This is a genomic window from Curtobacterium oceanosedimentum, from assembly GCF_020297365.1.
In the GTDB taxonomy this organism is placed as follows: Bacteria; Actinomycetota; Actinomycetes; order Actinomycetales; family Microbacteriaceae; genus Curtobacterium.
Window position 1 is genome coordinate 80,358 of the sequence record NZ_JAIXIG010000004.1, and the last position, 21,049, is coordinate 101,406.

Annotated in this window: 21 protein-coding genes; 9 read left to right on the top strand and 12 right to left on the bottom strand. The window is 71.2% G+C overall.

Features of this window, described 5'->3' with window-relative positions; genetic code table 11:
• Nucleotides 1-158 precede the first annotated feature (158 nt).
• Together LEL83_RS02790 and LEL83_RS02795 are read right to left on the bottom strand one after the other, a co-directional pair.
• On the bottom strand, nt 159-3,977 hold the full coding sequence (locus LEL83_RS02790) for a TIM-barrel domain-containing protein (protein WP_225557668.1): 3,819 nt from the start codon (nt 3,975-3,977) through the stop codon (nt 159-161).
• Between the two features lie 319 nt (nt 3,978-4,296).
• The gene (locus LEL83_RS02795) at nt 4,297-4,704 is read right to left on the bottom strand and encodes a RidA family protein (RefSeq protein ID WP_225557669.1); all 408 of its coding nucleotides are present in this window, start codon (nt 4,702-4,704) and stop codon (nt 4,297-4,299) included.
• A gap of 26 nt (nt 4,705-4,730) precedes the next feature.
• Here LEL83_RS02795 and LEL83_RS02800 point away from each other — a divergent pair, with 26 nt between their 5' ends.
• From LEL83_RS02800 to LEL83_RS02810, 3 genes are all read left to right on the top strand, one after another.
• Nucleotides 4,731-5,177 carry a winged helix-turn-helix transcriptional regulator gene (locus LEL83_RS02800; RefSeq protein ID WP_225557670.1) on the top strand — a complete coding sequence of 149 codons (447 nt, stop codon included), beginning with the start codon at nt 4,731-4,733 and terminating at the stop codon, nt 5,175-5,177.
• A gap of 180 nt (nt 5,178-5,357) precedes the next feature.
• Complete coding sequence (locus LEL83_RS02805) at nt 5,358-5,579, top strand: hypothetical protein (protein WP_225557671.1); 222 nt, start codon at nt 5,358-5,360, stop codon at nt 5,577-5,579.
• Between the two features lie 464 nt (nt 5,580-6,043).
• A complete protein-coding gene (locus LEL83_RS02810; protein WP_198658155.1) occupies nt 6,044-7,114 on the top strand; it encodes a magnesium and cobalt transport protein CorA in 1,071 nt (356 codons plus the stop codon).
• 81 nt (nt 7,115-7,195) lie between these two features.
• Here LEL83_RS02810 and LEL83_RS02815 read toward each other — a convergent pair whose 3' ends face one another.
• From LEL83_RS02815 to LEL83_RS02830, 4 genes are all read right to left on the bottom strand, one after another.
• The gene (locus tag LEL83_RS02815) at nt 7,196-7,414 is read right to left on the bottom strand and encodes a hypothetical protein (protein ID WP_225557672.1); all 219 of its coding nucleotides are present in this window, start codon (nt 7,412-7,414) and stop codon (nt 7,196-7,198) included.
• An 83-nt stretch (nt 7,415-7,497) separates the two neighbouring features.
• Nucleotides 7,498-8,331: a serine hydrolase domain-containing protein gene (locus tag LEL83_RS02820; RefSeq protein ID WP_225557673.1), complete on the bottom strand. Its 834-nt coding sequence runs from the start codon at nt 8,329-8,331 to the stop codon at nt 7,498-7,500.
• Nucleotides 8,332-8,497: 166 nt separating this feature from the next.
• Nucleotides 8,498-9,529, bottom strand: a complete 1,032-nt coding sequence (locus LEL83_RS02825) for an LLM class flavin-dependent oxidoreductase (RefSeq protein ID WP_225557674.1) — start codon at nt 9,527-9,529, stop codon at nt 8,498-8,500.
• A 25-nt stretch (nt 9,530-9,554) separates the two neighbouring features.
• Complete coding sequence (locus LEL83_RS02830) at nt 9,555-9,947, bottom strand: VOC family protein (protein WP_225557675.1); 393 nt, start codon at nt 9,945-9,947, stop codon at nt 9,555-9,557.
• A gap of 70 nt (nt 9,948-10,017) precedes the next feature.
• Between LEL83_RS02830 and LEL83_RS02835 the strand changes: the two genes are divergently transcribed.
• Both LEL83_RS02835 and LEL83_RS02840 read left to right on the top strand, forming a co-directional pair.
• Complete coding sequence (locus LEL83_RS02835) at nt 10,018-10,884, top strand: SMP-30/gluconolactonase/LRE family protein (RefSeq protein WP_225557676.1); 867 nt, start codon at nt 10,018-10,020, stop codon at nt 10,882-10,884.
• Nucleotides 10,881-11,483 (top strand): hypothetical protein, encoded by a 603-nt coding sequence (locus tag LEL83_RS02840; RefSeq protein WP_225557677.1) that lies wholly within the window; start codon nt 10,881-10,883, stop codon nt 11,481-11,483. Before LEL83_RS02835 ends, LEL83_RS02840 begins: the two co-directional genes overlap by 4 nt.
• Before the next feature lie 64 nt (nt 11,484-11,547).
• Here the strand turns inward: LEL83_RS02840 and LEL83_RS02845 are convergent, their stop codons facing one another.
• On the bottom strand, nt 11,548-12,813 hold the full coding sequence (locus LEL83_RS02845; RefSeq protein ID WP_225557678.1) for an MFS transporter: 1,266 nt from the start codon (nt 12,811-12,813) through the stop codon (nt 11,548-11,550).
• Between the two features lie 376 nt (nt 12,814-13,189).
• Here LEL83_RS02845 and LEL83_RS02850 point away from each other — a divergent pair, with 376 nt between their 5' ends.
• The 3 genes from LEL83_RS02850 to LEL83_RS02860 all read left to right on the top strand — a co-directional run bounded on the left by LEL83_RS02850 (nt 13,190) and on the right by LEL83_RS02860 (nt 14,372).
• Nucleotides 13,190-13,429 carry a hypothetical protein gene (locus LEL83_RS02850; RefSeq protein WP_225557679.1) on the top strand — a complete coding sequence of 80 codons (240 nt, stop codon included), beginning with the start codon at nt 13,190-13,192 and terminating at the stop codon, nt 13,427-13,429.
• A 44-nt stretch (nt 13,430-13,473) separates the two neighbouring features.
• A complete protein-coding gene (locus tag LEL83_RS02855; protein ID WP_225557680.1) occupies nt 13,474-13,620 on the top strand; it encodes a hypothetical protein in 147 nt (48 codons plus the stop codon).
• A gap of 182 nt (nt 13,621-13,802) precedes the next feature.
• Entirely contained in the window at nt 13,803-14,372 is a 570-nt protein-coding gene (locus LEL83_RS02860; protein WP_225557681.1) for a hypothetical protein, read from the top strand.
• 129 nt (nt 14,373-14,501) lie between these two features.
• Here LEL83_RS02860 and LEL83_RS02865 read toward each other — a convergent pair whose 3' ends face one another.
• From LEL83_RS02865 to LEL83_RS02885, 5 genes are all read right to left on the bottom strand, one after another.
• A complete protein-coding gene (locus tag LEL83_RS02865; RefSeq protein WP_225557682.1) occupies nt 14,502-15,770 on the bottom strand; it encodes a sugar ABC transporter permease in 1,269 nt (422 codons plus the stop codon).
• Nucleotides 15,767-16,531, bottom strand: a complete 765-nt coding sequence (locus LEL83_RS02870; RefSeq protein ID WP_225557739.1) for an ATP-binding cassette domain-containing protein — start codon at nt 16,529-16,531, stop codon at nt 15,767-15,769. The genes LEL83_RS02865 and LEL83_RS02870 overlap by 4 nt, the downstream gene beginning before the upstream one ends.
• Nucleotides 16,532-16,657: 126 nt before the next feature.
• The gene (locus LEL83_RS02875) at nt 16,658-17,776 is read right to left on the bottom strand and encodes a sugar ABC transporter substrate-binding protein (RefSeq protein ID WP_198658160.1); all 1,119 of its coding nucleotides are present in this window, start codon (nt 17,774-17,776) and stop codon (nt 16,658-16,660) included.
• A 155-nt stretch (nt 17,777-17,931) separates the two neighbouring features.
• On the bottom strand, nt 17,932-19,104 hold the full coding sequence (locus tag LEL83_RS02880; protein WP_198658161.1) for an ROK family transcriptional regulator: 1,173 nt from the start codon (nt 19,102-19,104) through the stop codon (nt 17,932-17,934).
• 106 nt (nt 19,105-19,210) lie between these two features.
• Complete coding sequence (locus tag LEL83_RS02885) at nt 19,211-20,425, bottom strand: epoxide hydrolase family protein (protein WP_225557683.1); 1,215 nt, start codon at nt 20,423-20,425, stop codon at nt 19,211-19,213.
• A 45-nt stretch (nt 20,426-20,470) separates the two neighbouring features.
• On the opposite strand from LEL83_RS02885, the gene LEL83_RS02890 reads away from it, so the two are divergent.
• The gene (locus LEL83_RS02890; protein ID WP_225557684.1) at nt 20,471-21,049 is read left to right on the top strand and encodes a MarR family winged helix-turn-helix transcriptional regulator; all 579 of its coding nucleotides are present in this window, start codon (nt 20,471-20,473) and stop codon (nt 21,047-21,049) included.

The window sequence follows — 21,049 nt, forward strand, 5'->3', positions numbered from 1 at the left end:
AACACCGGCTGGCGGGTTGCTCGTCGATCCGCGGGAGCAGCGCGACCGATGGCGAGGATCCGGGACGCAGCCACTGACGGACGGGAGGCCCGGTGCCAGCTGGCACCGGGCCTCCCGTCCGTCGGTCAGATCCGCCCAGGGCGGCGGATCAGCCGTCCTCAGCCACGCGCCCGGCGTCGCCGGTTCCGCAGCGTCAGGGCGATCCCGCCGGCCGCGAGCAGCGCCGCTGCCAACAGCCCGAGGGGGAGCAGGTTCGCTCCGGTCCAGGCCAGCGCGCCGCCCGGGTCGCCGGCGGACGCGCCGCCGGTGTCGCCGGGTGCGGCCGCACCGGGTGCGCCGCCTCCGCCGATCCCAGGTGCCGGCGTGTCACCACCCGGTGTCCCCGGCGTCGGTGACGCGGACGGTGCGGGAGCGGCGGCGGCCCGGACGGTGAAGGCCGTCCTGGCCAGGACGTCACCGCCGACCGATGCCGTGACCGCGACGCGGCCGGAGGCCGTGCCCGGCACCCGCAGATCGGCCGAGAACGCACCGTCGGCGTCGGTGTGCGCGGTGGCCCCACCGATGCGCGGCGTGGTCGCCACTGCCACGTCGGTGTCCGCCGGGAAGCCGGCACCCGTGACGGTCTGCGTGGCACCGGCATCGATCGTCGGCGACTCGGCCCGGAGGACCGGGGTCGCCACGGCCTCGCTGCTGAACGCCACGACCGTGCGCTCCGTCACCGACCGTTCGTCGACCGGCACGCTGATGGTGCGGGTGTCTGCGTCGTAGGTCCAGGCGCTCGTCGCGATCGGACGGCCGTCGATGGTGACGGTGCCCGGTCGGTCGGCGTTCGTGAACGTCGCCGTCCACGAGCGGTCCTGCACCTGGCCGGCGAACGAACCGTCGGCAGGGGCGATGTCGAGCGAACCGCCGGTCGGCTGCTGGGTGTAGCGGACGGCGGTCGAGGCGCTCCCCGCAGCGGCCTTCGCGGTCGCCTTCGTCGTTGCCGAGGCACTGTCCCCGCCGGCGTCTTCGTGCAGGTCGAACGACCCGTCCGCGCCGGTCGCCACCGTCAGGGTGACGGCGTCGAGCGGTGCGGCGTCGTTCCGCACCTGCTCGGAGCGGGTGGGGACGATGCCGCCGCTCTTCACGAACACCGGCATGGCGTTCAGGTCGGTCGTCACGTCGGCGGTGGTGCCGCCGGCGTACGTCTTCCCGGTGAACCAGTCCGTCCACGAGCTGCCCTCCGGGAACCAGACGGAGCGGGTGGCCGTGCCGGTCTTGTCGTTCGCGGTGGTGACCGGTGCGACGAGCACGTCCGGGCCGTACAGGTACTCGGAGCCGGCCTGGGCGTAGGACTCCTGCGCCTCGGGGTACTGCAGGTAGAGCGGCTGCAGGATCGGGGTGCCCGTCTCGGTGGCCTGCGCGGCGAGCGTGTAGGTCAGGGGGACGAGGGCCTCGCGGAGGTTGAGGAACTGCTTCGCCGAGGCTTCCGCTGCCGCCGGGTACTGCCAGGGCAGGCGGTCGCTGTGGTTGCTGTGCAGGCGGTCGATCGGCTGGAAGGTGCCGAGCTGCACCCAGCGGGCGTAGAGGTCCTCCGGCAGCTGGGTCGTGCCCTCCTCGGCGCCGTCGATGCCGTACTGCGCACCGTTGTGGCCGCCGATGTCGTGGCTGACCGACGCCAGGCCGGTCGCTGCGGACTCACCGGGGGTGTAGCCGACCTCGGCGAGCAGCATGTCCCACGACGACGTGGTGTCGCCGGTGAAGTGCACGGTCGTGCGCTTGTCCGCCCACGGCCCCGTCGGGACGGCCTGCGGGTTGCCGTAGCCACCCGCGGTCAGCGAGCCGTACGCCCGCGAGAACGCCAGGCCGCGGCCGCCGAGCTGCTCGTCGGTGTACTTCGCGTACTGCTGGTTGATGAACGCGTCGGGGGTGACACCGTTCGCCGAGTACTTCGAGTTCTCGCTGCAGCACCAGTCGAGCCACCACATGTCGACGCCCTCCGGCTGCATCGAGGTGTGCAGGTCGAAGTAGGCCTTGAGCTGGTCGGGGTCCGACCAGTCGAACAGGTAGCGGTCGCCGTCACCCTTGGTGAGCCCGCCCTTCGCGGTGGCCTGCGCCTGCGCGAACCGTGGGTCCTGGCTCGAGATCGTCGGGTGGATGTTGAGCGTGTTGTGGATGCCCTGCTCGTGCCAGTCGGCGAGCAGCCCGGTCATGTCCGGGATCCGGGACGGGTCGACCGACCAGCCGTTCCACTTGCTGTCGCCCTGGTTGGTGGGGCTGCCGATCTTGTAGTCGGTGTCGATCGCCATCACGTCGACGGGCACCTGCTCGTCGCGGAACTGCTTCGCGATCGCGAGGTAGTCGGCCTGCGAGCGGTCGTAGTACTCGGAGTACCAGACGCCGTACGCCCAGCGCGGGAGCAGCTTCGTCGGACCGGTCAGGACGGCGAGCTCCTGCAGGGCGTGACGGTGGTCGCTGCCGTACCCGAAGACGTAGCCGTCCTGGTAGCGCTCGCCGCCGTGGTCGCCGGCCGGCGTGACCGTGTCGGTCGCCGGGTCGTACAGGGCCGAGGCGCTGTCGTCGAGGAGCGACCAGCCGTCCTGGTAGAGCAGACCCGGGTTCGTCTTGACCGAGCCGTTGGCGGTGTCGAGGTCGCGCCGGTACCCGCCGAGCGGGGCGTGCGCGGCGAGGACCGGCGACGCGGTGTCGACCACGGCGACGGTGTCGAAGTTCACGTTGCAGTTGTTCGTCGTGGTCGGGCAGCCGATCACGACGTCGTTCGCGCCCGCAGCCAGGTGCACCGGCACGCTGACGGTGTTCCAGTAGTCCCAGCCGCTGGTGCGGGGGAGCGGTGCGGTGGTGGCCTGCTGGCCGGTCGGTGCCGCGGTGAGCGTCGGCGTGCCGGCGGAGCCGTTGGCGTAGCGGACCTGCAGGGCGTAGTCGCCCGCGGTCGGCACCCCGGTCACGTGGGTCGTCAGCTGTGCGCCGGCGCGCTCGAACCCGGCGACGAAGCCGTCCCCGGCGAAGCCGTTGTGGTTCGTGGCCGTCGTCGCCGGAGCGGTGCGGGCCGAGTCCTCGGCCTGGCACACCGTGCCGAACGCGCAGTCCTCGCCGGTGACCGTGGTCGACGGTGCCGGGTAGGCGGCACCGGCCCGGACGAGCGCCAGGCTGTCGACGTTCACCCGGCCGGAGTCGCTCGCGGTCCGTTCGATGCGCACGCGGTGCTCGCCCGCGGGCAGGTCGAGCGTCGTGGCGGCGGTGGTCTTCCAGTCGTCCCAGTTCGCCCCGGGCGCCAGGCGGATCGTCTTCGCGGTGCCGCCGTCCACCGTCACGCTGAGGGTGCGGGTGGCGACCTGGCCGTCACCGCCCTGCGAGTTCGCGTAGCGCAGGGCGAGGTCGTACGAGCCGGCCTGTTCCGCCGTGGTCGTGAAGGTCATGGCGTTGCCGACCGACTCGAAGCCCGCGGCGAACCCGGCGCCGGTGAAGCCCGTGTGGTCCGTGGCGAGTGACAGACCGGTGAGCCCGAGCGTCTCGGCCTCGCACAGGGTGCCGATCGTGCAGGACGGGGTGGGCGTGGACACCCACGGTGTGCCGGTGACCTGCTGGCCGGACGCCGTGGTCAGGCTGGTCTGCAGGGTGTCCTGCGTGAACGGACCGGAGCCCTGCTTGTACCGGACGGTCATCGCGCCGGTGTCGAGGGTGAGCCAGCCGTCCCGCTCGGTCGTCGTGAAGGTCGTCGGTGCGAAGTCGTCGCGGCCGATGACGTTGAAGGTGCTGCCGTCGGTGAACGTGGAGTCACCGGCGTACTCGGTGCGGATCAGCGTCGGGGACAGCACCTGGAACCGGGCCTGACCCGACACGACGGTGCGGTCGGCGGCCGGGTCCGCGGTGGCCGGGATCGCTGCGATGCCCAGCATGCCGAGGGCGGTCGCTGCGACGATGCCCGACGACAGCGCGCGGCGCAGCCCTCGGGAGCGGAGTGGATTGGGGCGCAAGTGGGTGCTCCTCGTGGACGTCGTCGTCCATCGGGCCGTGCGTCGGCCGTGATCGTCGGGCCGTCCCTGCGGCGGCCCGTTTACAACGCTGTAAACCATACGACCCGGATGGCCCCCGAGGAAGGGGCAGACAGGGGCGGCTCGTTTCGCGGCTTGCGCGCCGCCGTGGACGGCCGCCACGGACGGACTGGAGGCCCGGTGCCAGCTGGCGCCGTCCCTCCAGTCTCGGCCGTCGCCCCGCTGGCGCGGTGCGCCGGTACCGGCTGGTGGGGCCCACCTCCGGGCACGGCCGTCGCCCCGCTGGCGCGGTGCGCCGGCCTCAGAGGATGGCGGTGGCTTCGACCTCGACGAGCACGTCCGGTTCGAACAGGTACTCGACGCCGATGAGCGATGCAGGAGGCATCGGCGCAGGCAGCTCCAAGTCCTCGGCCACCGCCTCGACGCCCGCCATGAACGCTCCGATCTTGTCGGGCGTCCAACCGGTGACGTAGAACGTGAGCCGCACCACGTCGGGGAAACCTGCACCCGCCTCGACCAGCCCGGCGTGCGTGTTCCGGAGCGCCGCGGCGACCTGGCCGGCGAGGTCGCCGGTCGCGATGGCGCTGCCGTCCGCAGCGCGAGCGATCTGTCCGGAGACGTGGACGTGCTTCGTCCCGGTCGCGACGGAGACGTGGTGGTACGGCGTGTGCTGCATCAGGCCGCTCGGCGAGGAAAGGCGGACGGGCATGAGGTGCTCCTTCGGTTCGGTATCTCATGGATACCTGGTGCCGAGAGCCCACTTCAACGAAACTGGGTTTCGTGCCGGATACCACTCCTGACCCCCACGGCCTCTTCGCCATCGACCATCCACACCGGGAACTCCTCGATCAGGTCCTCGACAAGTGGTCGCTCGAGGTGTTGAACGAGTTGTGTGAGCAGCCAGCCCGCTTCAGTGCGCTGCGCCGCGCGATCCCGTCGGTGACCCAGAAGTCCCTGACCGCGACGCTGCGCCGCCTCGAGCGCAACGGGATCGTCGAGCGTGTCACGTTGAGCACGCGCCCGATCGCCGTCGAGTACCGCATCACGCCGCTCGGGAAGACCCTTCGGCCTCCGGTCGACGTCGTGCTGGCCTGGGCCGCTCAGCACATGCCAGCCATCACCGCCGCGCGGCTCCGCTTCGACACCGCAGCAGACGACTCGACACTCGCCGGGCGTCGGTGAGGTGTCCGTTCGGGCAACACCTCGACTCGTCGGCCGACCCGTCGTGAGACTGCTTCGAGCATCGCGTCCGGCCAACTGCTATGCACGGGCGATACCCCACGAACCGGGGGAATCGTCGTCATCATCGCGCGCACCGTCTCCGCAGAACAGAGCGTCGCTCGTGAGGAGTTGGATGTGAGCATGCTCTCCAGCGTCCCGCCCCGTGTGTTCGGCCTTGCGTTCGGAGTGGGAGCCATGGTCGCAGGGCTCGTGATGGCGCTCCTCGGCGCGGGCGTTGACTACGTCGGGCTCATGGCCGGAGGACTCGTCCTGGCGGCGATGGGACTGCTGGTCGCGATCGTCGGTGCGATCGGTTTCGCGCTCCACGGGTCCGTCCGACCCGAGCGTCGTCGAACGAAGTGAACCGAAGTCGCTGACGGGCGCGTCTCCGAGCCGATCGGCTATCGAGCGACGTCCGACCTGAGCGGCGAGCACATCGCCACGATGACGGCGCCAGCGAACACGAGGGTCACCGTGAGCAGCGCAACGCCATCCCCTGCGATGCCCATGAGCGCGCCACCACCCACTGCTCCCACAGCAGCAAGGGTCCTGTTCGCGCTGCGCATCGTGCCGTTCATCCGACCGAGGAGCACGTCGGGTGTGACGGTCTGGCGGAGGCTACCGGCTGCACACAGAGCTCGCTCCGACGGCGCGACGGCGCGTGAGGAGGCCGTGAAGAAGACAGCGAAGGGCGTGAGCGACGTGTGAGCATACCGCTCCCGCCGACGGCGCACCGGCATGATCGGCAGGTTGACCGCGTGCGCCGCGGCTACGATCACCCCGGCCCGCTCCGGGCCGCACCGCCCCACGGAACCAGGAGGACACCGGTGGCCCTCATCGACAACGGCATCTACGTCAACGGAACCCGGACGGACTCGCCGGACGATCTCGGGCGCACGTACGAAGCCCTCGACGCCGCTGGCGCGGGTGCGATGGCCTGGATCGGGCTGTTCCGACCGACCGCCACCGAACTGGCGTCCGTCGCCGACGAGTTCGGGCTGCACCCGCTCGCCGTCGAGGACGCGCACAAGGGACACCAGCGGGCGAAGCTCGAGCGGTACGGCGACACGCTGTTCGTGGTGCTGCGACCCGCCTGGTACGACGAGGACGCCGAGACGGTCGAGTTCGGCGAGGTGCACCTGTTCACCGGGCGCGACTTCGTCGTCACCGTGCGCCAGGCGGAGCGTCCGAACCTCGCCGACGTGCGGAAGCGGCTCGAAGCGGATCCGGACGCCCTCGGGCGCGGGTCCGAGGCGGTGCTCTGTGCGGTCCTCGACGAGGTCATCGACAGCTACGCCCCGGTGGTCGCCGGGCTGCAGGACGACATCGACGACATCGAGGACGACCTGTTCGACGGCGACGTCGACCCGGCGTCCTCACGGCGGATCTACCAGCTGCTCAGCGAGGTCATCGGGTTCCAGCGTGCGATCGGCCCGCTACCCGAGATGCTCAACGCCTTGCTGCGGGGTTCCCAGAAGTACGGCACGGACACCGAGGTGCAGAACCAGCTGCGGAACGTCCTGGACCACGCGATCCGCGTCACCGAGCGAGTGGACACGTTCCGGACCCTGCTCGAGAACGCGCTCACGCTGCACTCGACCCTGGTGACGCAGGAGCAGAACGATGCGATGCGCCGGATGACCAGTGCGAGCCTGGCGCAGGGGGAGGAGAGCCGGCGGCTGGCGCGGGCATCGATGGAGCAGGGTGAAGAGGTGAAGAAGATCTCGTCGTGGGCGGCGATCCTGTTCGCGCCGACGCTGGTGGCGTCGATCTACGGCATGAACTTCGAGCACATGCCCGAGCTGCGGTGGACGTGGGGCTACCCGGCGGCGATCGTCGCGATGGTCCTGCTGGCGGTCGTGCTGTGGGCGGTGTTCAAGCGGAAGCACTGGCTCTGAGCCGGTCGGTCAGTCCGTCGAGGTCTGGTCCACGAGCATCGAATCGACGGTCGCGCCGCTCCCACTCGGCCGAGCGGCGCCCTAGCGGTCGATCACCCGCCACTCGCTGACGAAGGCCGTGACGTCCTTCTGGTCGAGGTCCCGTTCCACCGTCGCCAGGAGGCGCTCCGCCTGGTCGGCTTCGCCCGCGCGCGTGCGCAGCACCTCGGCGCCGTCGTCGCGGCGGCGCACGACCAGGTCGAAGCTCGGCAGGAAGTCCTCGCCCGCCCCGCCCATCGCCGCCAGCGCAAGCGCGGACACGGTCCGGCCCAGGCGCCGCAACCGACTCTGCCGGGAGTCCTCTATGGACGCATGCAGGACGTCGGCGGCCCTCGTGCCGCCGGTCACGCTGCGGCTCCGGTGCCCTGTACACGCTGGACGGCGAGCCGGTCGGCCGCGCCGGGCACCGACCCCAGGGTGTGTGCCGCCACGGTGACGGTGCCCCGTCGGAGCAGACACACCCCCGCGTCCCGCGACTGGCCGCTGTGCCAGGTCATCCCGTCGCGGTGGTCCCACGCCAGGAACCCGGGTTCGATCCGGTCTATGCCCGTGCCGAGCCGCAGCAGGTCGGGCATGGTCGACCAGATGCCGCCCGCCGGCGCGTACGGTCCGGAACCGATGCTCCACGGTTCGCGGGGCCGACCGAGCCACGACCTGAGCGACGCACGGCGCTCGGGTGGAGGGTCGAGGGTGCCGCTGCTGATGCCGAGCGGCAGCAGGACCGTGCGCTCGGCGACGCTGAACCAGTGCTCCTGCGTCACGTGCTCGAGCAACCGACCCAGCACGGCGTAGCCCAGGTTCGAGTACTCGCGATCACCGGGCGCCGGTGCCGGCTGCTGCAGGGCCCCCGTCACGTCGGCGTCGGTCAGCCCGGCGTAGGGGTCGCCGACGATCCCGGCGGACATGCCGGCGTGCACGCGGGGGAGTCCCGAGCGGTGCCGGACGAGGTCCTCGACGGTGTACTCGGCGTGACGCGGGACATCGGGCAGCAGTTCCCGGGCGGGCGTCGTCCGGGGGATGCCGCGGTCGGCCAGGGTGACGAGGACGGCAGCAGCGGTCACGGTCTTCGTGACGCTGGCCCACTCCACCAGGGAGTCGCCTTCGTAGCGTCGGCCCAGTTCCGCGGTGACGTCGCCGTTCCCGGGGTCGACGAGCAAGGCTCGGTTCGCAGCGGTCACGCTCGTGCTCCTGACTCGGTGGGTTCCACCAGCCGGTACCGGCGCACCGCGCCAGCGGGGTGACGGCCGTGCCTGGAGGCGCGGTGCCAGCTGGCACCGCGCCTCCAGTCCGCTGCCCTGGTCGCGTCCACGGCGTTGCGGCGCTGCGGCAGTCCTGCTGCCGCGTTCACGCGACGGGAACCGTCGCAGGCGACCACCCCAGCTCCGGGCCGAGCCGCTCCGCCATGTCGGTGATGATCTGCGCGTAGTCGTCCGGCTCGAACGAGAACGGGAGCGCGAAGGCGACCTCGGTCACCGCCTGGTAGCCGACGTCCGCTCGCAGGCGGTCGGCGATCTCGACGGACGTGCCCACCAGGTCGGCGGCGAAGAGCATGCCGGCGGGACCCGTCGGGACGCCGACGCGGCCGGAGCGGCTGTCGACGTAGGCGCGGTACCGCTCCTGCTGCTCGCGCGTCGCGGTGTCGGTCGGGATGACCACCAGGCCCTGCGAGACACGTGCCGCCGCGCGGTCGGGGTGCGCGTCGAGGTAGGCGTCGATCTGCGCGCGCTGGTTCGTGGCGAAGTCAGTGCCGTGCTCGCTCCGCGTGACGCTCGAGGTCAGCAGGTGGAAGCCGTTCTCGCCCGCCCAGACGGCCGACTTCGTGCTGCCGGTGCCGTACCAGAGGCGGTCGACCAGCCCCGGGCTGTGCGGCTGGACGGTGCGGGCGAACTCCTCGATCCCGCGACGCTCGACGGGGTCGGTCACGGCGTCGCCGCGGACGAGGTTGCGGAAGCGCAGGAGCCGTTCGTTGCCGAGGTCCTCGTGCTCCGCGGTGTCGGGGTAGATCGCGTCGCGGTACAGGTCGAAGTGCATCGGGGTGCCGACCGAGAAGCCGGGGTGCAGGCGGCCGCCCAGGAGCACGTCGACCGTGCTGAGGTCCTCGGCGAGGCGGAACGGGTTCTCCGCCCCGATCGGCGTGACGGCGGTGCCGAGCTCGATGCGGGTCGTGCGCTGCGAGGCCGCGGCCATCACGGCCACGGGGGACGAGATGCCGTGCTGTAGGTGCCGGTGGCGCAGCCAGGCGCTGTCGAAGCCGAGGGCCTCGGCGCGCTCGATCACCCGCAGCGTGTCCTCGTGGCCCTCGGACGGTCGCGCGGGGTCGAACGACCCGATCGTCAGGAAACCGAGGCGTTGCAGGGGCGTTCCGTCGAGGGGCATGCGTCGATCGTGCCAGATGCGTGGCTCAGGGCCGGGGCTCCTTGACCAGCGCCTCCACGTTGTTGCCGTCCGGGTCGGACACGAACGCGGCGTAGGCGCCGTACTCCGGCCAGTACCGCGGCTCGTGACGCGACACCCCTCCGGCGGCGACGGCTTCGCGGTGGAAGGCGTCGACCTCGCTCCGCGAGCCGGCCTCGAACGCCAGGTGGAGTCCGCGCGTCACCGCCTCCGGGGTCCGGGCGGTCTCGAGCGAGACGCTCGGGGTGTCGTCCCCGTGCTGCCAGAACTCGGCGACGGAGTCGGTGCGGTGGCCCGCTCCGATGCCGAGGGGTGCGAGGGCGGCGGTGTAGAACGCGGCGCTCGCGGCGAAGTCGCCGGCGAAGACGCCCAGGTGGTGGATGAGGTGACGACCGGGCATGCGACGACCCTAGGCCGCCGCCACCGCATCCGTCCGGGCAGCGGCACGGTCCCGCTGGCAGGCTGGGCCCGTGCACATCACCCTGGACTCCGCGACCGACATCGTCATCTCCGGCATCCGCTTCCCGGAGGGCAACCGCTGGCACGACGGGCGGCTCTGGTACTCGGACATGCACACCGGCGAGGTGTTCTCGGTCGACCCCGCCGCGACCGACGGCCCGCGGCTCGAGGCCACCGTCGACGGGCAGTCGTCCGGCCTCGGGTGGCTCGCCGACGGGCGTCTGATCGTCAGCTCGATGGAGTCCCGCACGGTCGTCGCCGTCGATGCGGACGGCCGTTCCTCGGTGTTCGCCAACCTGTCCACCGTCGAGTCGTCCCTCGTGAACGACCTGGTCGTGGACGAGGCGACCGGTCGCACGTACATCGGGGCCTTCGGGTACGACCTGTACGCGGGTGAGGAGCTGCGACCCGGACCGCTCTGGGTGATCGACACCGACGGCTCCGTCCGCCTGGCAGCCGAGGGCCTGGTGTTCCCGAACAGCGCCAACATCCTGCCCGGCACCCGGACCCTGGTGGTCAGCGAGACCTGGGGCGGTCGGCTCACGGCGTTCGACATCGAGGACGACGGCTCACTGACGGGCCGACGTGAGTGGGCGGCACTGCCCGGCGGTGTGACCCCGGACGGCAGCACGGTCGACCGAGACGGCGGGATCTGGGTCTGCTCCGTCGACACGGGGGAGTTCCTCCGGGTCCTCGAGGGTGGCGAGGTGACGGATCGCATCGACGCACCCGGCGACTGCGCGATCGACTGCGCGCTCGGTGGCGAGGACGGGCGGACGCTCTACCTGGCGACCGCCGACAGCTACGACCCGGCCGTCACGGCGACGACGCGTGCAGGACGGATCAGCTCGGTCCGGGTCGAGGTGCCGGGGTGGTGAACCCGGGCGACCTCGCCGAGGCGACACGTCGCGCCGAGTACCTGGCCGAGCACGGACCGACCGTGGTGGTCATGTCGCAGCAGGCGGGTTTCGCGGGGCTGTCGGTCGTCTGGGTGGCAGCCACTGCTCCTGCCGCGTTCCGGCCCGACACGCTGGTCTGGTTCCTCCTCGCCGTCGCCGGAGCGGTCGTGGCCGTGACGGTCTGGGTGCGCGCTCGGCGCCGCCACACGCTGGTGCCCTACGTCGTCGAGACGCCCGAGCAGCCCCTCGCGGCACTCGTGGCGACCGACCGCAAGCTCGTCGGACGACAGGTCGGAGGACGGGCACCGGTCACACCGGACACCGCGCCGTTGGTGCGTGCACTGCTCGAGTGGCAGCGTCGGTCCACTCGGAACTCGATCCCGATGCTGGTCGGCTTGTCGTCGAGCCTGTCAGGGCTCGGCGGCTACTCGATGGCCGAGTTCGGTGGTCCGCGATGGCTGCTCCTGGTGCTGCTCGGCTGCGTCGCGGCGCTCATGACGGTCCTGACGGTCGTCGAGGGGCATCGCCGCGGCCGGGTCCTGGCCGCGCTCGAGCGGGAACCCGCTCCGGCGGTCTGACGCACCACCGTTGACCGAGGGCGCCCGTACCGAGCCGTCCGTGGACGACCCGGTACGGATCCACTCACGCGTCGAGGTCGGCCGTCGACGCGATCCGCACCCGTTCCGGCAGGCTCCGCAGCGCCGCACGCCACACCCAGGCCGCGGTGGTGAACACTCCGGCGGTGAGGACCCACAGCACCCACGGCGTCGGTGAGTCGAGCAGGCCCAGGGTGAGGGGGAAGAGCGCCATCCCGACGGAGCCCGCCGTCTGGAACACCCCGATCGCCCGTCCTCTCACCCGAGGGTGTGGTGCCTCGGCCATGACGGCGTTCGCCGCGGGCAGGTACACCATGTCCGCCACCGCGAGCAGGACGGCGACCAGGACGACGGACACCCAGGCCAGGGTTCCGTGCAGGGGCGGCAGGAACACGAGCGGCGCTGCCGTGGCCGCGGTCAGCACGGCGCCGATGCCGATGAGCCGGTCACGCCGGAGACCGGCGACGTGTTTCGTCACCGTCGTCTGCAGGACGGCACAGAGCCCCGTCGCGATGGCGAACTGCAGGGGTGCCACCGCGGGCGGCAGGTTCCACCGCTGCACGAAGAGCACGCTGAAGGCGACGTTCGGCAGCACCATGGCGGGTCCGATCAGGAACTGCCCGAGCGTGATCAGACGCATCGACCGATCAGCGACGAACTCGCGCAGGGAGCCGTCGGAGGACGCTGACCGATCGACCGTGTCCGAGCTGTTCGTGCGCCGCTGCCCGCTCCGTTGCGTCGCGAACACGATCGCGGCGGCGACGCTGGTGACGACGTTCGCCAGGATGAGCCAGCGGAGCCCGTCCTGCCCCTGCGCGAGCGTGACCGCGGCGACCACGGCCCCGGCACCGAGCGCGGCGGCCTTCGTCGCCTCGAGGAACGCGAACCACCGCTCGAAGGGGCGTCCGGCGGCGAGGTCGTGCACGTACGCCGTCCACGACGTCCAGTAGAGCCGCTCGGATGCGTTGGCCAGGAAGATCGCCGCGAAGATCACCGCGGGTTCGTGCGCGACGAGGTAGAGCGCGAACCCGGCAGCGGACATCAGGTTGTTGACGATCATCGACGCCTTCGCGCCGAACCGGTCGGTGAGGACACCACCGAGGAGCCCGACGGGCAGCGCGACCAGGGAACCGATCGTCGAGAGGACGCCGATCACCGCGAGTGGTACGTCGGTGGTGAGTGTGAAGTAGACGATCGTGAGCGGGAGGGTGAGTCCGGCACCGATCGTGTCGATGAGGACGGGGAACGTGACGAAACGGTGTTCGCCGAGCGTCGAGAGCGAGGCCCGCAGGCGGGCAGGAGTGAAGAGCATCGAGGAGATCCCGGGAGTCGTCGCGCGTCCGGGTTCCGGGCGCGCGGGCAAGCAGAGAACCGTGAGCGAAGTGCTCACGTGCCGGAGGGGTCGACGCGGGGACGTCGACTCAGCGCTGCGTTGCCATGGCTCCAAGGGTGTTCGATCCGGGTGCGACACGATTCTGCACCACCGGGGATTCGATGCCAGACGCTACCGCCTCGACGTGTCCTCCGCCACTGCCCGGGGCCGGGAACCGGCCGCTGACGGACGGGAGGCCCGGTGCCAGCTGGCACCGTCCCTCCAGACCCGGCCGTCACCCGCTGGCGCGGTGCACCGCTGCCGGCTGGTGAGGCCGGCCTGGAGAGGCCTCGGCCGAAACGATAGGTTCGCACGCATGACCCCTCGACGTGTCGTACTCGTGACACTGGGTGCGCTGGTCGTCATCATCGGCTTCGTGGTGATGGCCCACTCGGACAGCAGGCTCGACCGTCTGGTGGCGTTCCTCGTCATCTTCGCCGGGTGGGCTCTGGTCATGTTCACCACGGCCCGGCCGGGTCAAGCGGCACTCGCCCGCTACTGGAGCAAGTACGAGAAGACGGAGCACCGACACACGTCACGCCCGCCCGACCGGTGAGCGATCGGCCGCCCAGACAGTGGTTGGCCTCTACGCTCAGACACATGAACGCCCTTGTCGTCACCGCGGTCGTGCTGCTCGCTGCTGTCAATCCGAACTCGGGCGCGACGATTCCTCTGTGGGCGTTCGTCCTCCTGGTCGTGGCGATCGTCGCTGTCGGGGTCACGATGTTTCTTCGCCGCAAGCGCTGACTGTCCTTCGGAGAGCGGGGGCGTCGCGTCCGGTAGCGGATCGGCCAACGAGACGGCGCTGGTCGGCGCTGGCCGGCGCTGGCCGGCGCTGGCCGGCGCACGATCAGCTACCGGGACCGCAGGCCGCAGCTCTCGTCGAGCATGGGACTGCTTCACGAGGTGCCCTCAGTAGCTTCGCTCTCATGAAGAAGAACCAGGTCGGGGAACCATCGACCGAACACGACCCGTACGCGCGAAGGCCCGGGTTCGTGACGGGCGTCGACGGGCGGACGGATCGAACGACGACGGCGATGGTCGCCGGCATCGCGGCTGCGGCCGTCGGCTTGTTCATCTCCGGCCTGCTGCAGATCGCCGAGTGGATCGCATTCCCGGCGTGTGCAGCCGTGGGGGTCGCCGTGTGGCTGGTCTTGCGTGCGCGTCAACGTCGACGTGAGGAGCGCGCAGGTCGGTCGCCAGACGCCGTGTCCGAGGCGCGTGACCGTGCCACCGCGGAAGCGAACGGAGGACGCCGGTTCTTCATCGCGACGAACCCCGTCGTCGTCATCGTGATGGGTGTGATCTTCCTCGGGCTGGCGTCCGCGCCGTTGCTGTCCGGAGACGTGTCGGTCGGACGAGTCGTCGTCGCCGTCGCGGTCGGGGTCAGCGGGGTCGCGACCATCGGGCAAGGAGCCGGGACGCTGATCCTGCAGCGCCGACAGAAGGCGTCGGCGCCGCTGCGCAGCTCGGGGTCCGCCGACGAGCGCGAGGTGTGAGCGCGGCGCACGAAGCACCCTGCCGCTGTCGTCTCGTCGGCCGATCGGCTCGGCCCGCGCGACACCCGCGCCGTCCCCGAGACCGTTCGCGCAGTCGGCGACGAGCGGTGCCTCCGCCGACAGCCCCGCTCAGGCCGCGCCGTGACTGGCGCGGCTCCGACGCGAGAGCGAGTCGATGATGACGGCGAGCAGCAGGACCGCACCGGTGATCATGTAGCGGATCGACGAGTCCAGGCTGAGCAGGGTGAGCCCGTTCGAGATCGACTGGATCACGATGATGCCCAGCAGCGCCGACCACGCGCTGCCGCGTCCGCCGAACAGGCTGGTCCCACCGATGACGGCGGCGGCGATGGCGTTGAGGTTCGTGTCGCCGGCGCCGGAGGACAGGCTCGCCGAGTTGAGGCGGGCGGCCGCGAGGATGCCGCCGACGGTCGCGAACAGCGAGGTCAGCATGAACACCGAGATGTAGATGCGGTTGACCCGGATGCCGGATCGGCGGGCGGCCTCGACGTTGCCGCCGACCGCGAACACCGAGCGACCCCACCGGGTGCGCTTGAGCACGAAGTTCATGAGCACCACGAGCACGATGAAGAACACGAACGACGAGCCGGTCCCGAAGTCGCGGGACAGGTACCAGACCATCAGGGCGAGTCCGAGGAACAGGGCGACGGACTTCACGATGGTCAGGGACATCGCACCGGTCGACAGTCCGGCGCGTCGGCGGCGGGCGGCGCGACGGACCTCGGTGAAGAACAGTCCGCCGGCGGCAAGAGCGGCGAGCAGGTACGCGAGCCACGGCGGCAGGTACGAAGCCGATGCGAACTGCACGATCGGCGAGTCGTACGGCAGGTTGATGGAGCCGTTCGGTCCGAGGATGAGCAGCTGCAGGCCGAGGAACCCGAGCAGTCCGGCGAGCGTGATGACGAAGCTCGGCACACCGAAGCGCGTGAACAGCAGCCCGTAGAGCAGCCCGGCGGCGGCACCGACGGCCAGGGCGACGACGAGGACGAGCCAGAGCGGCCAGCCGAGCGTGGTGAGACCCTGGCCGAGGATCGCGGCGGAGAGCCCGCTGACGCTGCCGACGGACAGGTCGATCTCGCCGAGCAGCAGGACGAGCACGATGCCGATCGCGATGGTGCCGACCGCGGCGCACTGCAGGGCCAGGTTGACCAGGTTGCCCGGGGACAGGAAGTCGGGGGAGAGCGCCTGGAACACCGCCCAGATGACGATGAGCCCGACGACCACCGGCAGCGACCCGATGTCGCCGCCGCGGACCCGTCGGACGAAGGCCTTCGCGGCGCCGCCGAGTCCTTGGTCACGCAGCAGCCGCTCGTCCTGCAGGTCCGCCGCCGAGGGGGTCGGGGTCGCCGCGGTGAGGGTCTCGTCGGTCTTGCTCATGCGCTGGTCTCCTGCTCGGTGCGGGCGGCGGCGCGACGGGTGACGGCGTTGTCGGTGGCGCCGGTGATCGCCGCGATGATCTCCTCGTAGGAGACGTCGTCGATGCGGAACGTGCCGTTGTTGCGTCCGAGTCGCAGCACCGCGACCCGGTCGGCGACGGCCTGCACGTCCGCGAGGTTGTGGCTGATGAGCACGACGCCCAGGCCCCGCTCGCGCAGCCGTTCGACGAGGTTGAGGACCTCGGCGGTCTGGGCGACCCCGAGTGCGGCGGTGGGCTCGTCGAGGATGACCACCTGCGGGTCGCCGATCAGTGACCGGGCGATCGCGACGGTCTGCCGCTGGCCGCCGGAGAGCGATGCGATGGGGATCCGCACGGACGGGATCCGGGCGGCGAGCTGCTGCAGGAGCTCCCACGAGCGGCGCTCCATCTCCTCTTCGTCGAGGAAGGGGTGCGCGATCTCGCGGCCGAAGTACAGGTTCGAGACCACGTCGAGGTTGTCGGCGAGGGCGAGGTCCTGGAAGACCGTGGCGATGCCGAGGGACTGGGCTGCCGCGGGGTTCGGGACGGTGACCTCGTCGCCGCCGAAGGTGATCGTGCCGCCGTCGGGCGTGTAGACCCCGGCGAGGATCTTGACGAACGTCGACTTGCCCGCGCCGTTGTCGCCGACGATGGCGACCACCTCACCCGGGTACACGTCGAAGTCGATGTCGGTCAGGGCCTGGACGGCGCCGAAGCGCTTGGTGATCCCGCGCAGGGACATCACCGGGTCGGCGGAGGGGTGTGCTGCTGGTGACGCGTTGCTCACGGGTGTCGTGCTCACGGTGTCGTCCTCGATCGGTGAGGCCCGCCCGGTCCGCGCTCGGACCGGGCGGGCAGGGGGTCGGACCTACTTGATGCCGGCGCTGTCGCAGGCTGCCTTGTACTGCGTGGTGCAGATCTTCGACACCTCGTACAGGCCGTCCGCGACCACGGTCGACTGCACGTTGTCGGTGGTGACGGCGACCGGGTCGAGCAACGTCGACTGGACGCTGGCGCCGCCGGCGGTGTCGACGGTCGTGTCGCCCTTCGGCGTCTCGCCCTTCGCGAACTGGATCGCGAGGTCGGCGGCCTGCTCGGCCTCCGGCTTGAACGCCTTGTAGACGGTCATGTACTGCTCGCCGGCGAGGATCCGCTGGATGCCCGCGAGGGAGGCGTCCTGTCCGGTGACGGGCGGGAGGTCGGTGACGCCGGCCGACTTCAGGGCCGCGATGACACCGCCGCCGGTGTCGTCGTTCGCCGCGTAGACGCCGGCGATCTTCTCCTTGCCGAGCTTGCTGATCTGGCCGGCCGCCCAGTCCTGGGCCTTGGCGGGGTCCCAGCCGGGGGTGTCGTACTCGGCGAGCACCTCGTACCCGCTGTCGTCGATGACCGAGTGGGCGCCCTTCTTGAACTGCGAGGCGTTGTTGTCGGTCGGGGAGCCGTTCACCATGATGATGCCCGAGCCCTCCGGCACCTTCTCGGCCTTGAGGGCGTCGACCAGCGCCTGCCCCTGCAGCTCCCCGACCTTCTCGTTGTCGAACGAGATGTAGTAGCTCAGGTCCGGGCTGTTGATGAGCCGGTCGTACGAGATGACCGGCACCTTCTTGGCCTTGGCCTGCTGCACGATGGACGCGGCGGCCTCGCCGTCGAACGGGTCGAGGACCAGGACCTTGACGCCCTGCGTGAGCATCGACTGGGCCTGCTGCAGCTGCTTCGAGGCGTCGCCGTCGGCGTTCGCGTAGATGACGGAGCAGCCGCTGCACTGCTTCTTCACCTCGGCGGTGAAGAGCGGGCGGTCGGCGCTGGCGTAGCGGGCGGTGACGGAGTCGGGCAGGAGCAGGCCGATCTTGGCCTTCGACGCGTCTCCGCCGCCGCCGGAGCCGGAGTCGGTGCCGGCATCGGCACCGTTGGAACAGCCCGCCAGGGTGGTGATCGCGAGCAGCAGGGCGCTGACGCCCAGCATCGCTCGTGTGGTGGATTTCTTCATTGAAACGTCCTCCAACAGTGGACCGCCCCCATCGGCGGTGCCCTGAGTGTGCCAGCGTGCGTTCTTGGCTGCAAGAGTTGAACACAAGGACCGCGCGACGTGACGAAAACGTTATCTGTCCGTGCACGGCACGAAGGGATCGGCGCGACTGCCGGTCAGCGCGCGCGCATGACGTCGACCGCCTCGATCGCCACGGCGAGTGCGCCCGTGACCGACGCCTTCTCGCCGAGCTGCCCCTGCACCACGTCGGGCGTGCGGTCGACGTCGACGATGAGCGACGACTCCAGCGCGTGCCGCATCGGCCCGAGCAGCAGCTCGCCGGCCCGCGCGAACTCGCCCGTCACGACGACGCGTTCCGGGTCGAGGACGTTGCAGAGCCCGACCGCGGCCGTCCCGATCGCCCGTCCGGCGTCGGCGACGGCCCGCATGCACGCCTGGTCGCCGCCCATCGCGCGGAGGATCAGGTCCGCCAGCTTCAGGGTGCCGACCTGGTCGCGGACCCCCTCGAGCACGGCCGGGGCTCCGGCCACCGCCTCGAGGCACCCGCGGTTGCCGCACCGGCACAGCGGCCCGTTCGGCAGCACCGGCGTGTGGCCGAACTCGCCGGCGGTGCCGTGGTGGCCCCGGAAGAGTCGCCCGTCCAGCACGAGCCCCGCGCCGATGCCGTTGCCGACGTCCAGCGTGACCACGGTGTCCCGGCCGCGCGCGGCTCCGCTGCGGTGCTCGGCGAGCGCGGCGAGGTTGGCGGAGTTGTCGACCTGCACGGGCTTGTCGAGTCGGCGGGAGAGCGACTGCCCGAGGGCGATGCCGTCCCAGCCGCGCAGGATCCCGCCCCGGGCGGTCATCCCGGTGCGCGCGTCGATCGGAGCGGCGACGGCGAGGCCGACCGAGAGCACCTCGTCCATCGACGACTCGATCGACTCGGCCATGTCCAGCACGAGCAGCGCGGTCTTGTCGAGCTCGGCGTCCGCGCGGTGGTCGCGGGCCAGGGGCATGTGGCGTTCGGCCAGCACCGACCCGTTCAGGTCGGACAGCGCCAGCCGCAGGTGACGGGGCGAGACGTGCACGCCGGCGACGAGTCCGAGGCCGTGCGGCAGGGTCACGCGGAGTGCTCGGCGCCCGCTCGAGGTGCTCGGTGTCGCGTGCAGGGCCCCGGTGGCGACGAGTTCCTTGACGATGTTCGACACCGTGGCGGGGGACAGGCCGGTCACGCCCGCCAACTCGACCTGCGTCAGCCCACCGTGTCGCTTGACCGCGCTGACGACCCGGCCCCGGTTGGCTTCACGGAGTGAAGTCTGGTTCCCCGGACTGCGGCGCTGCTCTGACACGGGGACAGCGTAACGGGCGGCTGCGGGACGCTCCCCGTGACGGACGGGGAGGCGCGCGCCGGCTGGCACCGCGCCTCCCGTCCGTCACGGGGTCGCGACCACGGCGTCAGCGGACCGCCCGGAACGTGGCCCGGATGTCGGCCACCAGCAGGTCCGGCTGCTCGAGCACGGCGAAGTGCCCGCCGCGCGCGACCTGGTTGAAGAACACCAGGTCGGCGTAGCGCCGCTCGGCCCAGCGGCGTGAGCGACGGACGTACTCGCCCGGCATGACGCTCAGGCCGACCGGCACGGTGAGCGGTTCCTCGACGGTTCCGGGGTTGGCCCAGCCGGTGCGGCTCGCCTCCCAGTACATCCGCGCTGCGGACGCCGCGGTGTTCGGCAGCCAGTAGAGCATGACGTCGTCGATGACCTCGTCGAGCGAGAAGAGCCGCTCCACGTCGCCGTGCTCGTCGTGCGATCCGCCGACGTCCTGGAACATGGCGTAGATCCACGACGCCAACCCGACGGGGGAGTCCGCCAGCGAGTACCCGATGGTCTGCGGGCGGGTCGCCATCTGCTGCGAGTAGGCGGACAGCTGCTGCCAGTAGTACCCGGTCTCCTGCAGCATGACCTGCTCGTCGGGCGAGGCGTTCCGGGCCTCGTCGTCGGTCGGCATGAAGAGCGCCATGTTGAGGTGGATCCCGGCCAGGCCGATGTCCTCGGTGGCCTGGCGCGCGGCGAGCTCCGCGGTGACGGTGGCACCGAGGTCGCCGCCCTGGGCGAACCAGCGCGTGTAACCGAGCCGCGACATCAGCACGGACCACGCCGCCGCGGTGCGGGACAGGTTCCACCCGGTCGTCCTGGGCTTGCCGGAGAACCCGAAGCCGGGCAGGCTCGGGATCACGAGGTGGAAGGCGTCCGCAGGGTCGCCGCCGTGCGCCTCCGGGTCGGTCAGCGGGCCGATCACGTGTCGGAACTCCAGCACGGAGCCGGGCCACCCGTGGGTGAGCAGCAGGGGACGGGCTCCGGGGACGGCGGACCGGACGTGCAGGAAGTGGACGTCGAGCCCGTCGATCTCGGTCGTGTACTGGCCCCAGTCGTTCAGCAGCGCCTCGGTCCGGCGCCAGTCGTGGTCCGTCGCCCAGTGCTCGACGAGCGCCCGGACCTTCTCGAGCCGCGGGCCCTGCGACGTGTCGTCGACGGTCTCGGCATCGGGCCAGCGGGTCGCCAGCAGTCGGCGTCGGAGGTCGTCGAGTTCCCGCTGCGGGACGTCGAGGGTGAACGGTGTGATGGGTGCGCTGTCCGGCATGGTGTCCTCGTGGTCGTCATCGTCTGTGGTCAAGATGATCTTTGCACAAGACGATCTTGTTCCGGTACCGTCTCCGTCATGGACAGTTCCACGCCGGCCGACGCGCTCCCCGAGATCGACTGGGGCGCGCAGGGCATCGAGACCGAACTGGGATGGGCGCTTCCCCTGGCGCTCCAGGGCTTCACCCGACTGGGGAGCGTGGCGGTCGCGAGCGTGCCGGGCGGTCCTCGCGGCTACCAGGTGCTCGTCGCGGTCACCACCGAGCAACCGTCGTCACAGCTCGAGCTCGCGCGGCGACTGGGGATCGACAAGACCCAGATGACCTACGTCGTCGACGCACTCGAGGCCGGCGGTCTCGTGGAGCGCCGACCGGCCCCGACCGACCGCCGCGTGCGGCAGGTGCACCCGACCCGGTCCGGGCGGAGCCTGCTCGACCAGGCCCGGACGGCCCTGCGCGACGCCGAGGGCGAGCTCATGCGACACCTCGACGACGACGAGCAGGCGACCCTGCGCCACCTGCTGGCCCGGGTCGCCCTGACCGCCGGGCTCACCGCCCCCGGAGCGGATGCGTCCGACCCCGCGTTCCACCACCCCCTCGCCGTCCCGGAGCGATCCCGACGGCGCACCGCGACGACCACGTCGACCACCACAGAGTGA

Bases quoted from the DNA above. Each gene is read 5' to 3' on its own strand.
- LEL83_RS02795 (WP_225557669.1), bottom strand. From the start codon at position 4,704: ATGCCCGTCCGCCTTTCCTCGCCGAGCGGCCTGATGCAGCACACGCCG.
- LEL83_RS02800 (WP_225557670.1), top strand. From the start codon at position 4,731: ATGGATACCTGGTGCCGAGAGCCCACTTCAACGAAACTGGGTTTCGTG.
- LEL83_RS02805 (WP_225557671.1), top strand. From the start codon at position 5,358: ATGCTCTCCAGCGTCCCGCCCCGTGTGTTCGGCCTTGCGTTCGGAGTG.
- LEL83_RS02825 (WP_225557674.1), bottom strand. From the start codon at position 9,529: ATGCCCCTCGACGGAACGCCCCTGCAACGCCTCGGTTTCCTGACGATC.
- LEL83_RS02830 (WP_225557675.1), bottom strand. From the start codon at position 9,947: ATGCCCGGTCGTCACCTCATCCACCACCTGGGCGTCTTCGCCGGCGAC.
- LEL83_RS02845 (WP_225557678.1), bottom strand. From the start codon at position 12,813: ATGCTCTTCACTCCTGCCCGCCTGCGGGCCTCGCTCTCGACGCTCGGC.
- LEL83_RS02850 (WP_225557679.1), top strand. From the start codon at position 13,190: ATGACCCCTCGACGTGTCGTACTCGTGACACTGGGTGCGCTGGTCGTC.
- LEL83_RS02855 (WP_225557680.1), top strand. From the start codon at position 13,474: ATGAACGCCCTTGTCGTCACCGCGGTCGTGCTGCTCGCTGCTGTCAAT.
- LEL83_RS02860 (WP_225557681.1), top strand. From the start codon at position 13,803: ATGAAGAAGAACCAGGTCGGGGAACCATCGACCGAACACGACCCGTAC.
- LEL83_RS02865 (WP_225557682.1), bottom strand. From the start codon at position 15,770: ATGAGCAAGACCGACGAGACCCTCACCGCGGCGACCCCGACCCCCTCG.
- LEL83_RS02870 (WP_225557739.1), bottom strand. From the start codon at position 16,531: ATGTCCCTGCGCGGGATCACCAAGCGCTTCGGCGCCGTCCAGGCCCTG.
- LEL83_RS02875 (WP_198658160.1), bottom strand. From the start codon at position 17,776: ATGAAGAAATCCACCACACGAGCGATGCTGGGCGTCAGCGCCCTGCTG.
- LEL83_RS02890 (WP_225557684.1), top strand. From the start codon at position 20,471: ATGGACAGTTCCACGCCGGCCGACGCGCTCCCCGAGATCGACTGGGGC.